The 19,652-nt window shown below is 60.5% G+C and carries 16 protein-coding genes and 1 pseudogene; 9 read left to right on the top strand and 8 right to left on the bottom strand.

Translation table 11 applies throughout. From position 1 onward, the window contains the following. Window positions 1-61: 61 nt before the first annotated feature. Window positions 62-805, top strand: a complete 744-nt coding sequence (locus tag RFM52_RS00205) for a hypothetical protein (protein WP_320293862.1) — start codon at window positions 62-64, stop codon at window positions 803-805. Window positions 806-964: 159 nt separating this feature from the next. Here the strand turns inward: RFM52_RS00205 and RFM52_RS00200 are convergent, their stop codons facing one another. Next, window positions 965-1,849, bottom strand: a complete 885-nt coding sequence (locus RFM52_RS00200) for a hypothetical protein (protein ID WP_320293861.1) — start codon at window positions 1,847-1,849, stop codon at window positions 965-967. Between the two features lie 992 nt (window positions 1,850-2,841). On the opposite strand from RFM52_RS00200, the gene RFM52_RS00190 reads away from it, so the two are divergent. Further along, on the top strand, window positions 2,842-4,152 hold the full coding sequence (locus RFM52_RS00190; protein WP_320293859.1) for a hypothetical protein: 1,311 nt from the start codon (window positions 2,842-2,844) through the stop codon (window positions 4,150-4,152). Window positions 4,153-4,158: 6 nt separating this feature from the next. Here the strand turns inward: RFM52_RS00190 and RFM52_RS00185 are convergent, their stop codons facing one another. Further along, complete coding sequence (locus tag RFM52_RS00185; RefSeq protein ID WP_320293858.1) at window positions 4,159-5,721, bottom strand: recombinase family protein; 1,563 nt, start codon at window positions 5,719-5,721, stop codon at window positions 4,159-4,161. Window positions 5,722-5,756: 35 nt separating this feature from the next. Here RFM52_RS00185 and RFM52_RS00180 point away from each other — a divergent pair. Beyond that, a pseudogene (locus RFM52_RS00180) lies at window positions 5,757-6,656 on the top strand (YifB family Mg chelatase-like AAA ATPase); the annotation flags it as partial. Between the two features lie 166 nt (window positions 6,657-6,822). Here RFM52_RS00180 and RFM52_RS00175 read toward each other — a convergent pair. The 5 genes from RFM52_RS00175 to RFM52_RS00155 form a co-directional block, all read right to left on the bottom strand. Then, entirely contained in the window at window positions 6,823-7,410 is a 588-nt protein-coding gene (locus RFM52_RS00175) for a TetR/AcrR family transcriptional regulator (protein ID WP_320294437.1), read from the bottom strand. A gap of 131 nt (window positions 7,411-7,541) precedes the next feature. Beyond that, window positions 7,542-8,132: a DUF308 domain-containing protein gene (locus tag RFM52_RS00170; protein WP_320293857.1), complete on the bottom strand. Its 591-nt coding sequence runs from the start codon at window positions 8,130-8,132 to the stop codon at window positions 7,542-7,544. Window positions 8,133-8,350: 218 nt separating this feature from the next. Continuing rightward, on the bottom strand, window positions 8,351-8,698 hold the full coding sequence (locus tag RFM52_RS00165) for a hypothetical protein (RefSeq protein ID WP_320293856.1): 348 nt from the start codon (window positions 8,696-8,698) through the stop codon (window positions 8,351-8,353). Window positions 8,699-9,006: 308 nt separating this feature from the next. After that, window positions 9,007-9,516: a hypothetical protein gene (locus RFM52_RS00160; RefSeq protein ID WP_320293855.1), complete on the bottom strand. Its 510-nt coding sequence runs from the start codon at window positions 9,514-9,516 to the stop codon at window positions 9,007-9,009. An 11-nt stretch (window positions 9,517-9,527) separates the two neighbouring features. Next, complete coding sequence (locus RFM52_RS00155; RefSeq protein ID WP_320293854.1) at window positions 9,528-10,040, bottom strand: hypothetical protein; 513 nt, start codon at window positions 10,038-10,040, stop codon at window positions 9,528-9,530. A gap of 193 nt (window positions 10,041-10,233) precedes the next feature. On the opposite strand from RFM52_RS00155, the gene RFM52_RS00150 reads away from it, so the two are divergent. After that, window positions 10,234-13,167 carry an NACHT domain-containing protein gene (locus RFM52_RS00150; protein WP_320293853.1) on the top strand — a complete coding sequence of 978 codons (2,934 nt, stop codon included), beginning with the start codon at window positions 10,234-10,236 and terminating at the stop codon, window positions 13,165-13,167. Between the two features lie 31 nt (window positions 13,168-13,198). Here RFM52_RS00150 and lepA read toward each other — a convergent pair whose 3' ends face one another. After that, window positions 13,199-15,004: a translation elongation factor 4 gene (gene lepA, locus RFM52_RS00145; RefSeq protein ID WP_320293852.1), complete on the bottom strand. Its 1,806-nt coding sequence runs from the start codon at window positions 15,002-15,004 to the stop codon at window positions 13,199-13,201. A 323-nt stretch (window positions 15,005-15,327) separates the two neighbouring features. On the opposite strand from lepA, the gene RFM52_RS00140 reads away from it, so the two are divergent. From RFM52_RS00140 to msrA, 5 genes are all read left to right on the top strand, one after another. Continuing rightward, entirely contained in the window at window positions 15,328-16,431 is a 1,104-nt protein-coding gene (locus RFM52_RS00140) for a TadE/TadG family type IV pilus assembly protein (RefSeq protein ID WP_320293851.1), read from the top strand. Between the two features lie 104 nt (window positions 16,432-16,535). After that, complete coding sequence (locus RFM52_RS00135; RefSeq protein WP_320293850.1) at window positions 16,536-16,907, top strand: endonuclease domain-containing protein; 372 nt, start codon at window positions 16,536-16,538, stop codon at window positions 16,905-16,907. 264 nt (window positions 16,908-17,171) lie between these two features. After that, on the top strand, window positions 17,172-17,858 hold the full coding sequence (locus RFM52_RS00130) for a DUF1223 domain-containing protein (RefSeq protein ID WP_320293849.1): 687 nt from the start codon (window positions 17,172-17,174) through the stop codon (window positions 17,856-17,858). 91 nt (window positions 17,859-17,949) lie between these two features. Next, window positions 17,950-18,222: a hypothetical protein gene (locus RFM52_RS00125; protein WP_320293848.1), complete on the top strand. Its 273-nt coding sequence runs from the start codon at window positions 17,950-17,952 to the stop codon at window positions 18,220-18,222. Window positions 18,223-18,500: 278 nt separating this feature from the next. Next, window positions 18,501-19,235 carry a peptide-methionine (S)-S-oxide reductase MsrA gene (msrA, locus tag RFM52_RS00120; RefSeq protein ID WP_320293847.1) on the top strand — a complete coding sequence of 245 codons (735 nt, stop codon included), beginning with the start codon at window positions 18,501-18,503 and terminating at the stop codon, window positions 19,233-19,235. Window positions 19,236-19,652: the final 417 nt, after the last annotated feature.

The raw sequence follows: 19,652 nt of genomic DNA, 5'->3' as shown, positions 1-19,652 counted from the left end.
CGTTCAAAACAACGCCACGGCAAGGCCTTAATCGGATAGCTACGCTGAGGAGGATGGTCAGATGAGAGAAGACGAACGCATTTCGATCGTTAAGGAACTCCTCTTTGCTTACGTGAGGAGCCCGTCCCTGCGCCACATCCGCGACCCCTATTCGCTGATCAGATTAGCCCAGGAGATCGTTAGGCGAATTGACCGAGGCAACTCGATTTGGAGGAAGTGGGACGGGCAGCGCGAAGTCCTTCTCAAATCCGCCCTGGGATGTTGGATACCAACCGAGGCTCTGCGCGATTTCATCAACGAGATGCCGGGGCCACAGGTTACGACGACAGATGTCGGCCAGCGCCTCAGAGCGTTCGAGGACGAGGAATACTTCTCGTACCCAAAAGAGGAGCTTCGCCCAGGATGTCTAGCAATCTACGAGCAGCAAACGGCCGAGGGCACCGAGCTTCCGGCCATCATCGGCCTACTCAGAGACCACATAGAACAAGAGGAGGAGCGGCTTCGGGTCGAGCAGGAGGAACGCTATAAGAGATTGCGTGAAGAGGACCGAATAGCTCGCGAAGAGCGTCTCTTATCAGGCGCTGACTGTAGGTGGACCCAGCTCCAGAAGTCTCCTCATTGGTTTTGCCGGGCCAATGGCAGGACGTACCGTCTCTCGCCAACGAAGGACAAGATGTGGAACCTCTACCGCGTTAGTTCGGTTTCGGAAGACGACGAGAAGGCCTTGATCGGGCGGTACGGAAGGCGCGGCGACGCGACGAAAGTCGTTTCACAAATGGCCTATCAGCCGGAGCCGAGGTGGTAGCCGTACAAAATGACAACCCAAGCGCCGCACCCGATTGGACGATCCTTTGGATTTCCTCAGGCTTCGTTTGTTGGAGCGAACGGGGGCGCGGGGGGTCCTCGCGCAATCCGGTTATCCGATCCCCCGCGCGAACTTTTGGTCCAAAATATTCTCGCCCCGTCACGGGATTGACGTTCCAAACCAGTGCGCAATGGATAGGTACGGGTCGAAGAAATCCCAGAAGACCTTCCCCGCCAGCAGGGCGACCAGCCCCCACCAGAACGCTCTATGGACCTTCGGTCGGCTGCGCTGTTCCTTCAGTTCGGCAAGAGGGAAAGCCCATTTCGTGTAACCGAATAGAACCCGGTAAACCCAAAGGCTCGCGACGACGATGTAGACATAGGCGGCGGTCCTCAAAAATTGATTGTTGGTCGTCCATTTGTCCACGAGGTCGGATGCCAGCCAGCAGGCATAGAAACCAAATGGAAATCCGAAGGCCATCAATCCGTGGTCGTAAGCGAACGGCGCATGAAGTCGGGTCCTGAACCTGTGTCGCTTGTCGAGATGGCTCAGAACGATCTTCTCGGTGCCTGCAAGCCAACCCTCGCGCACGCTGCCAATGGTCAGTTTGCTTGCATTGTAGGTAGGGCTTGACACGACGTTGTTGGCGTCGAGGAGCGGGGGCTGCGAAAAATCAAGCATCAGCTCGAACAAGTTCGCTGGGTTGGTGTTTGCAATCGCCTTGAACGCGGTTTGATTTGTCATGTAGATCTTCGTGACAAAAGGGGCGTTCTCAGGAAGATCGAAGATTTCCTCAGTTTCTCCATAGGTGCGGGAGCCATCTTCAGCATAGAGGCTGACAGTGACCTTGAACGCCTTCGCCCGGACTTCCTTTTTTTGAGCCTCAGACTGCTCCTTGGTTTGGTCGGGTAGCAACTCCCACTTTGCCAGCGCAAGGTCGGCCTCTTCGTCTACAGTGCGTTGGAGGCCCTTGTAAATCTTCCGCACACTCTCGATTGAGACCGTGTAGGAACCGAGTGGTATTTCTTTATTTACGACGCCCATTTGCAGCCCCTACCCCAAAGCTAAGCGCCATACGGTACTGTCCAGCGGGGAGGTCTTCAACTTAGAGCAAGGCCTTTGCACAGGCTATCTATCTGTAGGCTCCTCCGCCCCTATTCACAGCCGGCCGGCTACCCGGTATTGTCGGGGAGGCGTGGGGCAATCTGAATGGAGCCCGAGGACGATCTAAGGTCTCGCATCGAGGCTGCACTTGTTCGCGGCCGCCTTACCAAATGGCAGCGGCATTTCCTGCTCGACATGCGCGACCGGCTGGTCAAGTACGGTCCACGCACACGGCTGAGCGCGAAACAGTGGGCGAGGCTCCATGAGATCATAGGTCCGACATCGCCGAGCCCCTCTGCACCATCACATTCGCCCCTGAACAGGGCTCCATCGTCGTCGCGCTGGCGACCACGCCGCTCACGAAGCCCACTCGCTCGAGAGGCCCGGTATTTGGCGGCGAGGTTCACCAGAGCCTTCGGTATCGCCTTGGCGCTGGTCGTCGGGTCTCTGATCTATTCGCACATCGAGAAGGGCGGGCACATCTCTTGGCCCTCCATGCCGTCGTTCGCGAGATCAGCCACAGGAGACCGGGTGCCGCTCGCAAGATCGCAGTTCACAGTCACGGATGGCGACACCATTCGCCTCGACGGAGCTGCGAAGGGGACCCGTCTGGTAGGCTTCAATGCGCCCGAGAGCATCGAGCCGAGGTGCCCTGTTGAGGCAGACTTGGGGCGGCGAGCAAAGGCGCGCCTCACAGAACTTGTCGCGTCCGCCAAGCTCGAATTGGAAATGATCCCGTGCTCCTGCACGGCTGGCACTGAGGGCACCGACCGCTGCAACTATGGGAGAAGCTGCGGCTCGCTGTTCGCCAACGGGCAAGACGTGGGCGATGTGCTCATTTCTGAAGGCTTGGCCGTGCCATTTGTCTGCGGAGCTACAAGCTGCCCGCCGACGCCTCGGCCGTGGTGTGCGTCCTGAAGGTGGGATAGATCATGGATAAGACCGCTCAACCGGTCCTGAAGCGAAGGAAGCGAGCCGACCGGATGGTCCTCAAGAAGAGGCGTTATCGCGGTACGCTGTTGGCTCGTGGTCAGCCTGTCGACGTTCGGTTCTCGCTCTCCGCGAAGGCCGATTGCCGACTGCGGTTCAAGTTCGACGCTTTGGGTGGGCAGAGCTTCCTGCTTCTCGCCCAGACATTCGGTAAGCCAGGACTGCCCAGTGAGCGCTTGAGCCTCGATGCACGCACCAAGTCGGGAGACCGCATCACATCCGACACCTTGTCGATGGCGGGATACAGCGTGAACGATGATGGCCACTTCATAGAAGTGAGTTATCTGACCGCTACTGTCTCTCAAGCCATGAAGAAGACTACGCCTAGGCCCCTTCTGAGGCTTTGGTTTCGTGGCTTCTCGTCCTTCAGGAACTCACCTGTCAAAACGCCATTGGGCATCTTGGCCGTCTGGGGGTCCTCTGACGGTTCCCGCGCGGACGAGATGTCTGGGTGCGTGACGCTAGAGGCGCCCAGCGAGGCACCTGGCGCAGGTTGGGTCGCCGATGCAGATCAATTCTTGCGCTACATGCATCAGGGTCTCGCTTTCGCCCACGGCGCGCGCCTCCAGACGCCCAGAGTGGACTACGTCGAGGGCAACACCTTGACTGCCACATTCTACAGCGGTGTCGGTTATCAGCAGGAGTTATCTGTCCAGCACTTCTTGAACCATGGCCCGTTCATTGCGGCATTGGTGCGTCGCTACTTCGAGAAAGGTCCAGTTCCCGAAGTTATTTGGATCGGATTGCGGTGGATGCAAAGCGGCTCGACAGCGGATGAAGTTCGGTTCTTGACCGCGATGACCGCATTGGAAACGATCATTGAAACGGTGCTACCAGCAAAGAAGGGGAGCACTGTTCCCAAGTCGACCTTCAAGGGGCTCCGGCAGAAGCTCTTGGACGTGGTCGATCAGCAACCCGACCTTACCGCAAGTCAAAACGAAATCTTCAAGGAGCGGATCAAGGGCATTAACCAAAAGCCATTGTCGGCCAAAATTGACGGGTTGTTCGATCATTACAAGATGTCGCGTGAGGATTTCGGGATGGACGTGATAGTGTCGCTCGTGAAGCTCCGGAACACGCTCGTTCATACAGGCGTGTTGCCTGAGGAGATCGACATCTGGGACCGCATCATTCTGGTGCGCGAACTTATCACGCGAATTTTATTGAGCGAGATCGGCTTCAAGGGCAGCTATTGCTGCTACATCGGTGGACAGCACGACAGGGATTTCCCGGTGGTACCCTCGCTTCCGTAACGGAACTCAAGCGTCCTCTTTCGGCCACGCATACATGATCCCGGTCGTCTCCCCGGGCGCGTGTTTCCAGTGGAACCACAGGCGACCGCTCGGCCAATCCACCTCGACCTTGCTGAAGAGCTGCCGCAGGGTCGCGTTGATCAAGGCCACGTCTCGCTTCTCGACCTCAGCCGCGTCAACAAACTGCGCTGCGGTCACCTGAACGCGGTTTGTGAGGGTATCCGCTATGCGCCGCTCAAGGTCAGCAATGGTGCGCCGGATGTCTTCCCGTGCTGCCTCGTTCTGATGGAGACGATCGAGCAAAGCCGCCGAACGCCCTCCTCGCGCGATAGCCTCAACCACATTCTCGATCTCATCGCTCGCCGCCATCTCAGCGTTGGTCGCCCCCTCATACTGCATCTGCAACGCCTCGTCGGTTGCCGGCAGCGATGCATTCAGCCATCCGGCGTTCCTGATGATTGCCTCCTCGACACCGTCGATACGAACCTTGTGGCGATAGTCACAGCCGCCCCTGGCCTTAGCCTTCGTACAGACCAAGTAGGGTTTGCCGCCCTTCTCCCCGCCCTTGTTCACGCGGGTCATCGTCGCGCCGCACTTCGGGCACTTGGCCAGCCCAGCAAGGATGTTGGCCATACCCGCGCCGTTGTTCTGCTTGACGCTCCGCGCACTCGACATCGCGTTGACTTTCTCGAACACCTCGCGGTCGACCACTGCCGGGAAATAGCCCTCTACCGTTTCGGTCGGAATGCGCCGCTTCTTCCCCCCCACGATTTCAAGGCGATGGGGCGTGAAAGCTCCGATGGTCGAGGCGTCGGCGAGCATCTTGTTGACGTAGGTCCGATGCCAATGGCTACCTCGGCCAAACACCGGGATGCCTTCTTTGTTGAGGGTCTCGGCAATGGCGTGCTGGCCCATGCCTGCTAGCGTCATGTCGAACACGCGCTGCACAATCTTGGCCCGCTCCGGGATAGCGTCAAAGCCCTTTCGGTCTTCACGAAGGCGTAACCAGCCGGGGCAGAGTGATGACAGCGGCTTGTCACTGACCTTGCGCCTCTTGTTCGCCCACGCCTCCCGCAATCGACGGGCCTTCGTCTCGCTTTCCTCGTTTGCGCGGATGGCAATCATCATGGCCCCCATCAAGGACCAACTGTCGCTGTCCAAGCTGTCCTCGGTGTAAACCCGCCCGTCATTCAATGTGACAACGGCGATACCCGCCTCGCATATCTGCTCAAGCAGCCTAACCGCCTTGCGCGGCTTCTGTCGGCTGATGCGGTCGAGACTTTCGACAAGAAGATAGGAGCCCCGGGGAATGTCCTCATGCTCGACTGCCTCAAGGAACTCCCTCAAGCGCCCTGTCTCGGCCACGTTCGCGCCACGATAGGCCGACACGCCTAGGTCCTGATAGGTCGCTTCTTGGAGGTCGAGGTTGTGGACATCAGCATAGCGCCTCGCTGCCTCAGTCTGCCGCCTGAAGCTGTCGCCCTTCTGCTGCTCAGGGGTGGAGAAACGCACATAGGAATAGGCCTTGGATCGATTGGCGGGCGCGGTGGCGGGGGTATGTTTGTTCATGGCGAATGCCTTACAAGGGTGAAGGGTCTTCTGTCCATACCATGCTGATGGTCGGGCCGCCCGGCTCGGGCAAGTCGATGCTGGCGCAGCGCCTGCCTTCGATACTGCCGCCGCTGGCGCCGAAGGAACTGCTCGAAGTGTCGATGATCGCCTCCGTCGCCGGCGAGCTTGGCGAGGGCAAGTTGACCGACCGGCGGCCGTTCCGCGCGCCGCATCACTCCGCCTCGATGGCGGCGATGGTTGGCGGTGGTCTGCGCGCGCGTCCGGGCGAGGTCTCGCTCGCCCATCACGGCGTGCTGTTCCTCGACGAGTTGCCGGAGTTCACGCCGCAGACGCTGGACGCGCTGCGCCAGCCACTGGAAACCGGCGACTGCATGATCGCGCGCGCCAACCACCGCGTCACCTATCCGGCGCGCATCCAGCTGGTGGCGGCGATGAATCCGTGCCGCTGCGGCATGTCGGGCGAGCCCGGCTATCGCTGCCTGCGCGGCGAGCGATGCCGTACCGACTACCAGGCGCGCATTTCCGGCCCGCTGCTCGACCGCATCGACCTTCGGATCGAGGTGCCGGCGGTCTCGGCAAGCGACCTGATCCGGCCGGACAAGGCCGAGACGAGTAGCGCGGTTGCGCAGCGCGTGGCGCGAGCGCGCGCCATGCAGCGCGAGCGGCTGGAAAGACTGGGAGCCGGCGCCACCACCAACGCGCATTGCCCGCCTTCGATCATCGAGGAGATCGCCAAGCCCGATAGTGCCGGCCTGACGCTGCTCAAGGACGCCAGCGAAAAGCTCGGCTTCTCGGCGCGCGCCTATCACCGCGTGCTGAAGGTGGCGCGCACGCTGGCCGACCTCGACGCCAGCGAGACGGTCGGCCGCATCCATCTCGCCGAGGCGATTTCGTATCGCATGAGCGCCGAGCGGATGGCGCAGGCGGCCTAAAGCAGGTCGCGTGAAAAAGGATTCACGCAACCTGCTTTAAGTCTTTGATCTTAAGCATGTCTTTGTCCCGAAACCGGGACCACTTTCGGGAGACATGCTTTAGACCTATGCGTTTCTAATCGGACCGCATCCGCAGCCACGCCAGATCGCCCCGACCGATCCCACGTCAATCGGTCGTGGGGATCAGCTTCTGCAGCGTCGGCGCCAGGATCATGCCGAACGTCAGGACGTCGCCATAGGCCCGCGCGGAAATCATCGCTCCGTGCACGGTCGCCATGAAGGCCTCCGCCTCCACGCGCGGCGCGGCGGCGATCGTCAGTGAGCCTTGCGCGGCGCCGCGCTCGATGACGCCGGTCAGCCAACCCGACAGAAACTGAAAATACGCCCGGACCTCCACGGCAACCTCCGGCGGAAGGGCGGGAAGCTCGCTGGCAAGCAGCGCGCAGACGCAGATCGGCCTGCTCGCGTCCTCGATGCACTGCGCCCAGAAGCCGGCATAGGTTCGCAGCAATTCCGGCGGCCCAGGCACATTGCGCTCAAGCTCCGTCATGCCCGTCACGGCATCCTCGAGGTAGCGCCGGACCAGGGTCTGCACGAGGTCGACCTTGCTCGGGAAATGGTGGTGGATGCTCGCCTTGCGGATACCGACCACCGCGGCGATATCGGCATAGCTGAACCCGTTGTAGCCGCCGGCGACGATGAAGCTTCGCGCGGCGGCCAGGATGTCATCGGCGGTGTTCGAGGGCTTATCCATGGACATGCCTAGATCGTGATGGCGTTTCGTTGAATCGCCATCACGATCCAACTTTTTGTTGGGGCATGATCTTTCTCCGAAAACCGGCTCCCACTTTTCAGGATCATGCCTAACGCCCGGCGGAAGAAAGCTCAACTCGCGACCTGTCGCGACTTGCGAAGCATATCGCCGACGGAAAGCCACACGGCGGACAGCAGGAAGTAGAAGGCGCCGAACGCGGCATAGGGCGCGACATTGGCGATGCCGATGGCTTCCGCGCCGCCCGCCATCTTGACGAAGAAGAGGCCGGCCAGCGCCGACTGGGCGCCGCTCAGGATCATCGCCCACTGCGCGCCGTTGGTCTTCCAGCGGCGCACCGCCGTCAGCAGTTGAAATGCGCCGGCGACGACGGCCCAGACACCATAGACCGCGAGCACCGCGTTCATGCCGCGGCCAAGCGCGATGGCGACCGCGATCGCGGTGATGATGCTGACGACGAAATTGAGCAGCTGCGATCCGTTGCCGCGAAGCCCTCCGCTGCGCCGCGCGTCGACGTAGTTCGCAAGCGCGTCCCATAGAGGGTAGGCGACCAGCATGATAGCGGCGAGCGGTGGGACTGTCCTCGCGACGGTAACGGCCATCAGGACCCAGGCAGCCGATACGGCAAAGCGCAGATAATAGTAGTTTTTGAGCCAGACATTTGAGGACCGGGCGCGGTTCTGATCGCTCGTTTGTGCAGACATGACGATAATCTTCCTTTGGTTTTTGCCTACCTACTAGAAGGTAGATGGAGATCCGTCAAGCTGGTTTCGAGGTGGCCGCCTGGAGCAATCCAGGAAAAGTGTGAGCGGTCAGGTTCGGCGACTTCGCCGTAGCCTTCCCTCCGGAATTGCGTAAAAACAAAGGGATAGAGCGGTTCGCCGTTTCCGTGAAACGGTGAAACGCAGCTTCAGCGCCCGGCCTACTCCGCCAGATCCACAGTCTCGGTCGAATGCTCGGTGCAGATGAAGCAGCAGGTGTCGCAGGGCTGGTCGTTGTCGGGGCCGACGCCGGCGGAGACCTGGTCGTTGCCGACCACCCAGGCGCCCCAGCAGATGCGCTCGCCCGGCTCGCAGGAGATCGGCACGGACTTTCGCGCCTTCGGCCGGATAAGGAAAACCTTGTCGTCGCCCGGCCAGACTTTTTGGCTGTCGCGGCTGAACAGCTCCACCGCGACGCCATCCGAGCGCTGGTTGCGCACGAAGACGGACATGTCGGCGGCGAAGGCCGGCGAGGTGAGGAAAAGAGCGGCGAGCAGAGCGCGAATCATGGCGAGGTCCCCGAGGGGAGTAGAGCACGGGTGGCGAAGCCGCGCGACCTCCCCTTCCCCCTTGTGGGGTGAGAAGCGGTCCGCTTTAGCGGACGAAAAGCCAATTGCTTGGCTTTTCGAGCTTCGAACGCCCTGAGCCTGCGAAGGGCCGGGTGGTGACCGAGCGAAGCTCGGCCGGATGAGGGGTGCTCCAGCTTGGCGAAGACGTTCGCCGCAACGTGCGCATGGCCGACGCCTCACTCCGCTGGAACACCCCTCATCCGGCCGCTTCGCGGCCACCTTCTCCCACAAGGGGAGAAGGGGGAGTCCTACCTTCTCACCACCACATGCGGCGCGAACTTCTTCACCGCGTCCACCAGATCCTCGCCGCGCACGTCGAGCGAGGAGATCTCCATGTGAACGGTGGTCTTGCCGAAGGGCATCAGGCCGAAGGCGTTGGCGGAGGAGTAACGGATTGCGTCGGGCGGCTCCTCGGTGAGCTCGAAATTGAGCATCGCCGCGCCCTTGCCGCCGGCGGCGAGCCGCACGCTGCGCACCTTGTTCCACGGCACCAGCACGTCGCCGGCGCGACTATCGCGGAAACCGCGCTGGTCCAAAGTTACCTTGATCGACGTGTCGAAGGCGCCGCGCGCGATGAAGACACCGAGCCCCAGGCAGGCGGCGCTAAGCAGCGCGATCCACAGCACATGCCCGCCATCCGCGCCCGACGCCACGCCCTGCAGCACGCCGAAGCCGAAGATGCCACCAAGCAGAAATGGACCGAGGGCGGGGAGGATCTTTCCCGAGGGGCTGTTGCGGATTTCGAGCGGCGCGGCCATCGCCTTCCCACTCAACGCTCCATTTTCAGCAGCGTCCAGATCCAGCCGATGAAGGTGAGGACCAGGAACGGATAGCCAAGCGCCGGCAGCGGCGACGAGGTGGGCAAAAGCGGCGCGCCCCACAGGATCATCAGGACCGAGAGGGCGAAGAGCAAAGCCGAGACGAGAGCGGTGAGCCGCATCCAGAGCGCGAAGGTGTTTTGGGCGCTGACCATGACCAGCCCCGCCGCCCAGAGCGCAATGCCGCCGGCATAGGAAGGTACGCTCGCCTGCAGGCCCGCCGCATTGCCGGCCAGAAGCAGGCTTTCGCCGGCCAGGAAAGTCAGGAAGCCGGCCGCGATGAGATCATTGCCGATCCGCTGGTATTTCGTGGTGAGGAGCGCCGCGGCGACAACGATCGCCACGCCGTCGATGGTCCACAGCGTCTCGCGCAGCGCATCGCTGCCGACGAAAGTGCCCGCCATGCCCAACGCGCCGCCAATGGCGAGGCCGATCGCGGCGACGGTATCCGAGGTGGAGCGCATGCGATGTCTCCCCAAGCTGGGGAGAGGATAGCGCAGAGCCAGCACTTCTCCAAACTGCTACGTCTACAGGAATTACGCCCCGATCACATTAAAGGCCACACTCGATTGCTTTCTAGCGGCAAATTATCGTAGCGTTACCTTCAACAATATATACTGGGTTTGCGCAACTACGCCGCCGAGATTTGGGGGGACTATGACAATTTCCGCTATTGCCTCAGCAGCCGGACTCGATGCGATTACCAAAAAAATCAGCAACTACATCGTATCGCGCCTGTCTCGCCGGTATTTGATACGTCGATCTGCCGAATTTCGTATAAGCACTGAGAGCAGCTTACAATCAGACTTGATGCAAGCTTTTGGTTCTGCTGGCCTCCTAAACGAAACCACCTATCGCGTCCTAAGCACTGTCTCCTCTTCGAGATTGCTAGACCATTTGTTAGACGCTGCTGTTACCAAAATCGATCCAAAGTTCGCGCGTCGGCTAATTGACCGGCTCGAGATGGAGCTCTCAGGTGATGGAGCCATCTCAAATCCTTCTCTTTCGGAACGTTTGTGGTCTGTTTCATCAAGCTTGGCAGACAGCGAAAGCCTCAATCTTCGCCCTCGATTACGGTCGATCGAGCAGTCTTCTCGTACGGAGGAACGAGTGCGGAGGACCGAAGTGTCGATAGCTCAGTCGCTTTCGGACAAGGGACAGGGTGGGGGCACTCAACACCTCCCATTTATTGAGGCCGATGATCAACGCCTTATTGCGGAATCACTCGTCAACGAGACAGAGAATTTCTGTTCCCAAATAGATGTGCACGGAGCCTCCGGAGAAGTTCTCCGCGTCGATCTTGACGAGATGTTTGTATCGACCCCGGTCGAGCACTTGGGGACCTATCAAGATGCGGTCCGATACGGGTCACAACGGCATTACCATTTCTATCCGCTTCGGCCTGCGACCCAGTGGCATATCCTTCTTGAGCAAATTGAGCGATCCGTGATCTTGGGCGACCCCGGCGGGGGAAAGAGCACGTTATCCAAAAAACTTTGCTTGGAGGTCGCTCGAGCCTTCCGAGGCGGCGATGCACAAATTCCTTTTTTCCTACAATTACGGAGCTACGTTGCCGTTTGGGACCAGGATAAAGCTGTCACTTTCCTAGGATATATAGCTGAGCAGGTTTCGCAATCGACGCCAGGCATTCCAATCGAAAGAATATCGGCGATAGTTCACTACTTGCTTGGAACTGGCCGGCTGTTTTTGGTTTTTGACGGTCTTGATGAGGTTTTAAGTTTGGGGAACCGCGAAGATATCGTGAAAAAGGTTCGCAACTTTTGCGACCGGTATCCACTAAGTCGATTCCTCCTAACCTCGCGAATAGTCGGATATGAGACGACGCCGGTCAGAAATTTCGATCACCACGTCGTGCGCGGCCTGACACACGAAGGAATGGAGCAACTTTTTCATAATGTAAACAAGCACATAGTTTCCAAGGGGCAGGCGAACACCCTCACGCAGTTCCCGGCCTTTATTCAGGACGCTCGGAACAAAGCGTTGGAATTGATACCTAATCCGCTTTTGCTGACCCTAATTATTATTATACATTCAAAAAAAAGAGAGATACCGGATAATCGTTTTGACCTGTACTCTTCCTGTGCCGACTTACTTTTCGACAGATGGGATAGTTTCCGTAATATTAATCCGACGCTACCGGAACGCTACCGCCTGTATGACCTGCTGATGCATCTTGCTTCCGTGATATTCGAGGATGAAACGCTCGGGGGCCGACTTAGCAAAGGCGCTCTGGAGGCGGAAGCTAAACGCTTCTTTCGCAACGACTACGTGGACAACAAGGAGGGCCGAGCATCAGAAGCTGCATCTAAACTCGTCGAACACCTGACTGGACGGGCATGGATTTTGCACGAGGTTGGCGAGGGCATATTCGAATTTACCCATCGAACTTTCTTGGAATTCTTCTATGCTCGGTGGCTTGAAGCAAAATACGAAAAGACTGAGGAACTCGTTCGACATATATTGCCTCATACGGAGGGCGGTCAAAGGATTCTCTCATCCCATCTTGCTCTACAGGCGCGGGTGAGAAACAAGCGAAATGCCGCAACTACGGCCGGGCAGCTGCTTGCTAGCGAAGTTGAGAAGAATGGCCGCGGGAGGCACGGGGTCATCTCCTTTGCAGCCGCTTCATTAGAGTACCTGCTTCCTGAAGCCGCCACGCTGACGAAACTGTCGAAGGCGATCTCCGAAGAAGCGCTTGAAAGTGCGATCTACGAGCCCCTTGCGAGCTTGCTTCGAACAAAAAGTCCGCTGCGTCCTGTGATCCTAGCGCCGACTATCCAGAAATTGAGCGCAGTGTCCCGTCTGGAAAACATCCGAGCGATGCAGAAAGTCTACGAGTCACTTTATGGCCATACCAACGACCCTGACATTTCTTCATTTATTGATGAGTATCTCATCCCAAGTCTCCGCTCCAAGCAGGGATCATCACCTTACATCGTTAAGCTAATCGTCGACCTGGACCGTGAGCCCGATTGGAATTTAGCACAGAAGTTTGGGCTTAGATTATGGCGGCCCAACCGGCGTGGCGACAGCGATTTCGATATGCGTGCTACGGATTCAGGGAAGATAATTGATCTCGTTTTAGGTCAACCGGCAGCGGCTTTCTCGGCAAAACAAAACCCATTGATGTATCTATTTCAACTGGTTTGGGAGCGTTGCTCTACCCAGGCTGGCACTGTCAACTTGGAGATTTCGGGTAGATCTGCAATCTATTTTCATAAGAGTTATCAATATGACGATTCGTCTATGGACGCCATTTCGGAGGATAACTTCGGTGCTTTTGTTTTTGCCAATATGATGCTATATGAATACTATGAGAGGGTTGATGATGACCTTACCGCCGCTATTGATCTCCAGACGATTCAGCGGTCTGCACTAAATCGGACTCGATTCTTGGGTATGACAGTGTTTAAGGAATGGATTGAAGGTAACGTTAATCTGTCTTCGCGGGTCGCGCCAAGACGAAATCGCATCGAGCAGCAAGTGGAAATTCGTAAGTTTGCCGAAGCTAATGCGCCAATGGAGGTAGACGACGATGACGATCTTTTCGGATACGAAATGCCATCTTAGTCAATAGAGCTGTAGAACGCAGCGGTTCGTTTCAATCACCCATCTTCAGCGCCTGGATGAACGCCTCCTGCGGGATATCCACCTTGCCGAACTGGCGCATCCGCTTCTTGCCCTCTTTCTGCTTGTCGAGCAGCTTGCGCTTGCGGGTCACGTCGCCGCCGTAGCATTTGGCGGTGACGTCCTTGCGCAGCGCCGAGATGGTCTCGCGGGCGATGACCTTGCCGCCGATGGCGGCCTGGATCGGAATCTTGAACAGATGGTGCGGGATCAGCTCCTTCAGCTTCTCGCACATGGCGCGGCCGCGCTTTTCCGCCGCGGTGCGGTGCACCAGCATGGACAGGGCGTCGACCGGCTCCTCGTTGACCAGGATCGACATCTTGACCAGGTCGCCCTCGCGATAATCGGTCAGATGATAATCGAAGGAGGCGTAGCCCTTGGAGATCGACTTCAGCCGGTCGTAGAAGTCGAAGACCACCTCGTTGAGCGGCAGATCGTAGGTGAGCATGGCGCGCTTGCCGACATAGGAGAGATCGGCCTGGATGCCGCGCCTGTCCTGGCAGAGTTTTAGAATCCCGCCGAGATAGTCGTCGGGGGTGAGGATGGTGGCGCGGATCCACGGCTCCTCGATCGAGGCGATCTTGACCACGTCGGGCATGTCGGCCGGGTTGTGCAGTTCCTTCACCGAGCCGTCATTGAGGTTCAGGCGGTAGACGACGGAAGGCGCGGTGGCGATGAGGTCGAGGTTGAACTCGCGCTCCAGCCGCTCCTGGATGATTTCCAGATGCAGCAGGCCAAGGAAGCCGCAGCGATAGCCGAAGCCGAGCGCTGCGGAGGTTTCCATTTCGTAGGAGAAGGACGCATCGTTGAGGCGCAATTTGCCGACGGCGGCGCGCAGGTCCTCGAAATCGGCGGCGTCGACCGGGAACAGGCCGCAGAACACCACCGGCTGCGCCGGCTTGAAGCCGGGCAGCGCCTTTTGCGTCGGGCGGCGATCCTCGGTGATGGTGTCGCCGACGCGGGTGTCGGCCACTTCCTTGATCGAGCCGGTGAAGAAGCCGAACTCGCCGGGGCCGAGCTCGTCGACATTGACGCGGGCCGGCTTGAACACGCCGGTGCGCTCGACGAGATATTTTGCGCCCGTGCCCATCATGCGAATGGTCTGGCCCTTCTTCATCACGCCGTCGATGATGCGCACCAGAACGATGACGCCGAGATAGGCGTCGTACCAGCTATCGACCAGCATGGCCTTCAAGGGCGCGTTGATGTCGCCCTCGCGCGGCGGCGGCAGCTGGTGGACGATCGCCTCCAGCACATCCGGCACGCCGAGGCCGGTCTTGGCCGAGATCAGCACGGCGTTGGAGGCGTCGAGGCCGATCACCTCCTCGACCTGCTCGCGGATGCGCTCGGGCTCGGCCGCCGGCAGGTCGACCTTGTTCAGCACCACGACGATCTCGTGGTTGTTGTCGATGGCCTGGTAGACATTGGCCAGCGTCTGCGCCTCGACGCCCTGCGAGGCGTCGACCACCAGCAGCGAGCCCTCGCAGGCGGCGAGCGAGCGCGACACTTCATAGGCGAAGTCGACATGGCCGGGGGTGTCGATGAGGTTCAGGACATAGTCCTCGCCGTTCCTGGCGCGGTAGTTCAGCCGCACGGTCTGGGCCTTGATGGTGATGCCGCGCTCGCGCTCGATATCCATCGAGTCCAGTATCTGCTCCTTCATGTCGCGCTCCTCCAGCGTGCCGGTGAGCTGGATCAGCCGGTCGGCAAGCGTGGATTTGCCATGGTCGATATGGGCGACGATGGAGAAATTGCGGATGTGGTCGAGGGGCGTCGTCATGCGGCGCGCTTTAGCAGGGGCGGGGTTGAGGGGCAAGCGCAACGCCTTTTTCCCCTTCTCCCCCTGTGGGAGAAGGTGGATCGGCGCGAAGCGCCGAGACGGATGAGGGGTGTTCCAGCGGAGTGAGCCGTCGGCTTTCCCTGGAGCACCCCTCATCCGGCCGCTGCGCGGCCACCTTCTCCCACAAGGGGAGAAGGAAAAAGGCGCCCCCATCACATCCCGCTCACGAAATATTCAAACGCGCTTAAACATTCATGCACCGCTTTGGCGGATGCTCCGGATGGTAGACCGACTTGCTGCCCGAGACGACGAAGGCCCCCAGAATGTCAAGTTTTGCGCGAAAATTCCGGCTTGCGGAGACGTTAAGGCAATTCCTCGCATGCCGCGACGGCTCGATCATGCCGATGATGGCCATCCTGACGATCCCGATCGTGGCGGCAATCGGCTTTTCGGTCGACTATACCTCGGCGGTGACGACCCGAAGCGACATGCAGAACGCGCTCGACGCCGCAATCATCTCGGTCACCACGCTGCCCACCACGACAAGCTTCTCCGACCGGCAGACGTCGCTGCAGCAGGCCTATGCCGCCAATGCCGGGCAAGGCACGGCGACGCTGACCGGGGTCAATGTCGACAGTTTCGGCACGGCGACCTTCACCGCCACGGCCACCTACCCGATGCCGACCACCTTCATGCAGGTCGCGCGCATCAACACCGTGCAGGTCGGCGTCGGCGCGTCGGTGCGCAAGACGCCGGCGCTGGTGCAGACCACGTTCAAGGTGACGAAGGTGTCGGGCTATTGGGCGAAGACGATGATCCTGTGGGGCACCAAGTTCGGCCAGACCACCGCCCAGAAGCTGATGACGATCAGCTACACCTATAATGGCTATGGCGATCCGAAAGGCTACGGCACCACGGTGGTCAACACCGTCAACGGGTCGACCTCGACGACGGTGCAGACGCAGGCGTGCACCACCGGCACGCTGAAGAGCCTGCAGAAGAGCGTGCCGCCCGGGACGGCCATCCAGACCGACGGTTACGGCACGAGCTATTACTGCGTCGATACATTCACCCCCGCCAATGGCGCGGGCGCGGTGATCGACGTCAGCCAGATGGACCAGCTCTATCTCGAAATGGACGTGCCGTCGGGCAACCCGAAGGTGCTGAAGTCCAACGACCCGACCACCTCGAACCGGCTCTATATCGGCACCAGCGCCACCGACATGCCGGAGGTGGCGACCGGCCAGACCGTCAATATCTTCACCGCCGTGCCCTGCGGCCAGACCGGCTACCAGGCCTGGGAAGACGGCGGCAGCGCGGTGCCGACGCCCGTCTCCGTGGGCACTTCCCAAGCCGACTTCTTCTACACGGTGCAAGGCAAGTGCGACTACAACCAGCGCCCGTCGAACACGGTGCTGACGCAGTAGGACGCCCTCTCCTTCTCCCCTTGTGGGAGAAGGTGGATCGGCGCGCAGCGCCGAGACGGATGAGGGGTGTTGGACGGAGCTCAGCGTCCAGCTAATCTGGCGCAATGCCGCACCAACCCGTCACTCAAGCCAAACGCAGTTTTGCCCGCACGCTTCGTCGTGAAATGACGGAAGCGGAGCACAAGCTATGGCAGGAGCTGCGCGACCGTAGGCTTGATCGGATCAAGTTTCGCCGGCAAGTGCCCATTGGAAAATACGTCGCCGATTTCGCTTGCCTCGAGGCGCGTCTCATCGTCGAGCTTGACGGTAGCCAGCACGCGGACTCGGAATCGGATTTGGCTCGCGGAGCTGAGCTGAAGGCGAAAGGGTTTCGGGTGTTGCGCTTTTGGAACGACGATGTCCTGAAGGATATGGACGGCGTCTGTGATACGATTATCGCGTATGTAAAAGATGCTGGCTTGCAGCCCTGGCGGTGAGCTGGGTCAACCTCGACGCCAAGCTGGAGCACCCCTCATCCGTCTCGGCGCTGCGCGCCGAGCCACCCCCGGCCCTTCGCTAGCTCAGGGCGTTCGAAGCTCGAAAAGCCAAGCAATTGGCTTTTCGTCCGCTAACGCGGACCGCTTCTCACCCCACAAGGGGAGAAGGGGAAGCGCTGCCCCCATCACAAACCGGTGAAGCTGTAACGAACCTCTTCGCCGCGGCGAAATGGGAGCATGACCCCACAGTGGAGACTGCTTCCCATGACCGGATTGAAGACAAGCCTGCTCGCCGGCGCGATGCTTGCCGCGAGCGTAGGCGCGGTGGCCGCGCAGCCGCTGACCGTGGTCGAGCTGTTCACCAGCCAGGGCTGCTCGTCCTGCCCGCCGGCCAACGCCAACCTGATCAAGGTCAAGGACCAGCCCGGCGTGCTGGCGCTGTCGTTCAACGTCACCTATTGGGACTACCTCGGCTGGAAGGACACGTTCGGCCGCAAGGAGTTCACCGACCGCCAGGTGACCTACGAGCCGTCGCTCGGCCATGACGGGCCGTTCACGCCGCAAGTGGTGGTGAACGGCCGCGCGGATGCCGTCGGCGCGGCGCCGGGCGAGATCCAAAGCCTGATCGCCAAAGGCGGTCACACGCGGGGCCCCGAGCTTTCGCTCGACAAGGCCAAGGTCAGCATCGGCGCCGGCAAGGCGCCGGGCGGCGGCGCCGACATCTGGCTGGTGCGCTACACGAGAGGCGTCGTCGAGGTGCCTGTGGCGCGCGGCGAAAACACCGGCCGCACGCTGCCGCACGCCAATGTCGTGCATGCGCTGACAAAGCTCGGCAGCTGGCACGGCGCGGCGACCACGCTGCCGCTGCCGGCGGCCACGGGCGGCTTGAGCACCGCGGTGCTGGTGCAGGCGCAAGGCGGCGGGCCGATCCTGGCCGCGGCCGCCAACTGATCTTTCTTTTCCCTTCGCGCGGGGCCGCATTGGAGCGGCAACGCTTCACCAAGGCCCGCATACGCGCGCGCCAAAACCCAAGGAGACTATCATGACCAAGTTCCTCACGCTGCCGGCGCTCGCCTTCGCGCTTTCCGCCGCCGTCTTCGTGGCCGGCGCCCGCGCCGACGACACGACCAACGCCATGAAGCCAGCCAACGCGATGGCGACCGACGCCATGAAGCCGGCGACGGACGCGATGAAACCGGCCGACGCCATGAAGCCCGACGCGATGAGCACCCAGGCGATGAAACCCGCGACGGACGCGATGAAGCCGGCAGATGCGATGAAGCCGGCGACGGACGCCATGAAGCCGGCACAGTAAGTCGGGCAAATCGCATAGGGCAGCGCAGCCCCCGCTCCGTCTCGGCGCTGCGCGCCGATCCACCTCTCCCCCGCTTTGCGGGGGCGAGGAAACGCCAAGGGGGCGAGGCCTCCGCAACCCCGGGTTCCTCGCCCCCGCAAAGCGGGGGAGAGGTGCTCGGCGAAGCCGAGACGGAGAGGGGGAACGCCGTCGGCGGTTACACACCGCCGCACGGCAAAGTGAGAACCTTCCGGCGGCTTCAAGTCGTATATAATGGAACAACAACAAGGAGACGCAACATGAACGGCATAACGACAAAAGCCGCGCGGCCATTCTTGACCCGTGGCGCGCTGGCGGCGCTGGCGCTGAGCGCGGCGGCGGCCGTCTTCTGGCAGAGCCCGGCCCGCTCGGCCGAGGACGCGGTGGTGATCCCGCCGCCGTCAGTGGACGAAAAGGCGGCGAGCGGCAGTGAGAAGGCGATCTTCGCCGGCGGCTGCTTCTGGGGCGTGCAGGGCGTGTTCCAGCACGTCAAGGGCGTCAGCAAGGCGGTATCCGGTTATACCGGCGGCAGCGCCGAAAACGCCGTCTATGAAGTGGTCGGCACCGGCCGCACCGGGCACGCCGAATCCGTCGAGATCACCTACGATCCGTCGAAAATCACCTATGGCAAGCTGCTGCAGGTCTATTTCTCGGTCGCGCACAATCCGACGCAGCTCAACTACCAGGGGCCGGATTCAGGCACCCAGTACCGCTCGACGATCTTCGCCGAGAATGAGGAGCAGAAGAAGGTCGCCGAGAGCTACATCGCCCAGCTCGACAAGGCCAAGGTGTTTCCGAAGCCGATCGTCACCACGCTCGAGACCGGCAAGACCTTCTACCCCGCCGAGGATTACCATCAGGACTTCCTGACGTTGAACCCGACCTATCCCTATATCGTCTACAACGACCTGCCCAAGATCGAGAATCTGAAGTCGCTGTTCCCGCAGCTCTACAGCGAGAAGCCGGTGCTGGTGCTGGCCTCCAGCAAGAGCTGACGAAGGCTGGTCTCCCGGCATAGGGATTTCGACCGCCGGCCATGCCTGTGCTGGCCGGCGGCTTGCATTGGCGGTTGGCCGAAACGCCCACCCAGTCGTCATCCACGGGCGGAGCAAGGAGCGAAGCGACGCGCGCAGACCCGAGGATCCATGCCGTGACGTTGACGCGCCGCAACGGCGCAAAATTCTGCTCCGCTGCATCCTTTGATCAGAGTCACGGCATGGATTCCAGGGTCTGCGCGACGCCGCTTCGCGGCTGCTCCCCCTGGAATGACGAGGCTAAGGGGCTTGCGCCAATCTCCGAGGTTTGCGCCGACTTCACGAAAAGGAACGGTGAAAATCCTCCCCGCCGACAAACGGCAAGCTAGCCGCTCGCAGTTTCGGTTTGGAAAGCTATCCGCCCTTTATTTTGCTGGC

This window comes from Mesorhizobium humile (assembly GCF_033977215.1).
Lineage (GTDB): Bacteria > Pseudomonadota > Alphaproteobacteria > Rhizobiales > Rhizobiaceae > Mesorhizobium > Mesorhizobium humile.
This window is presented reverse-complemented; position numbering and strand designations above follow the sequence as displayed.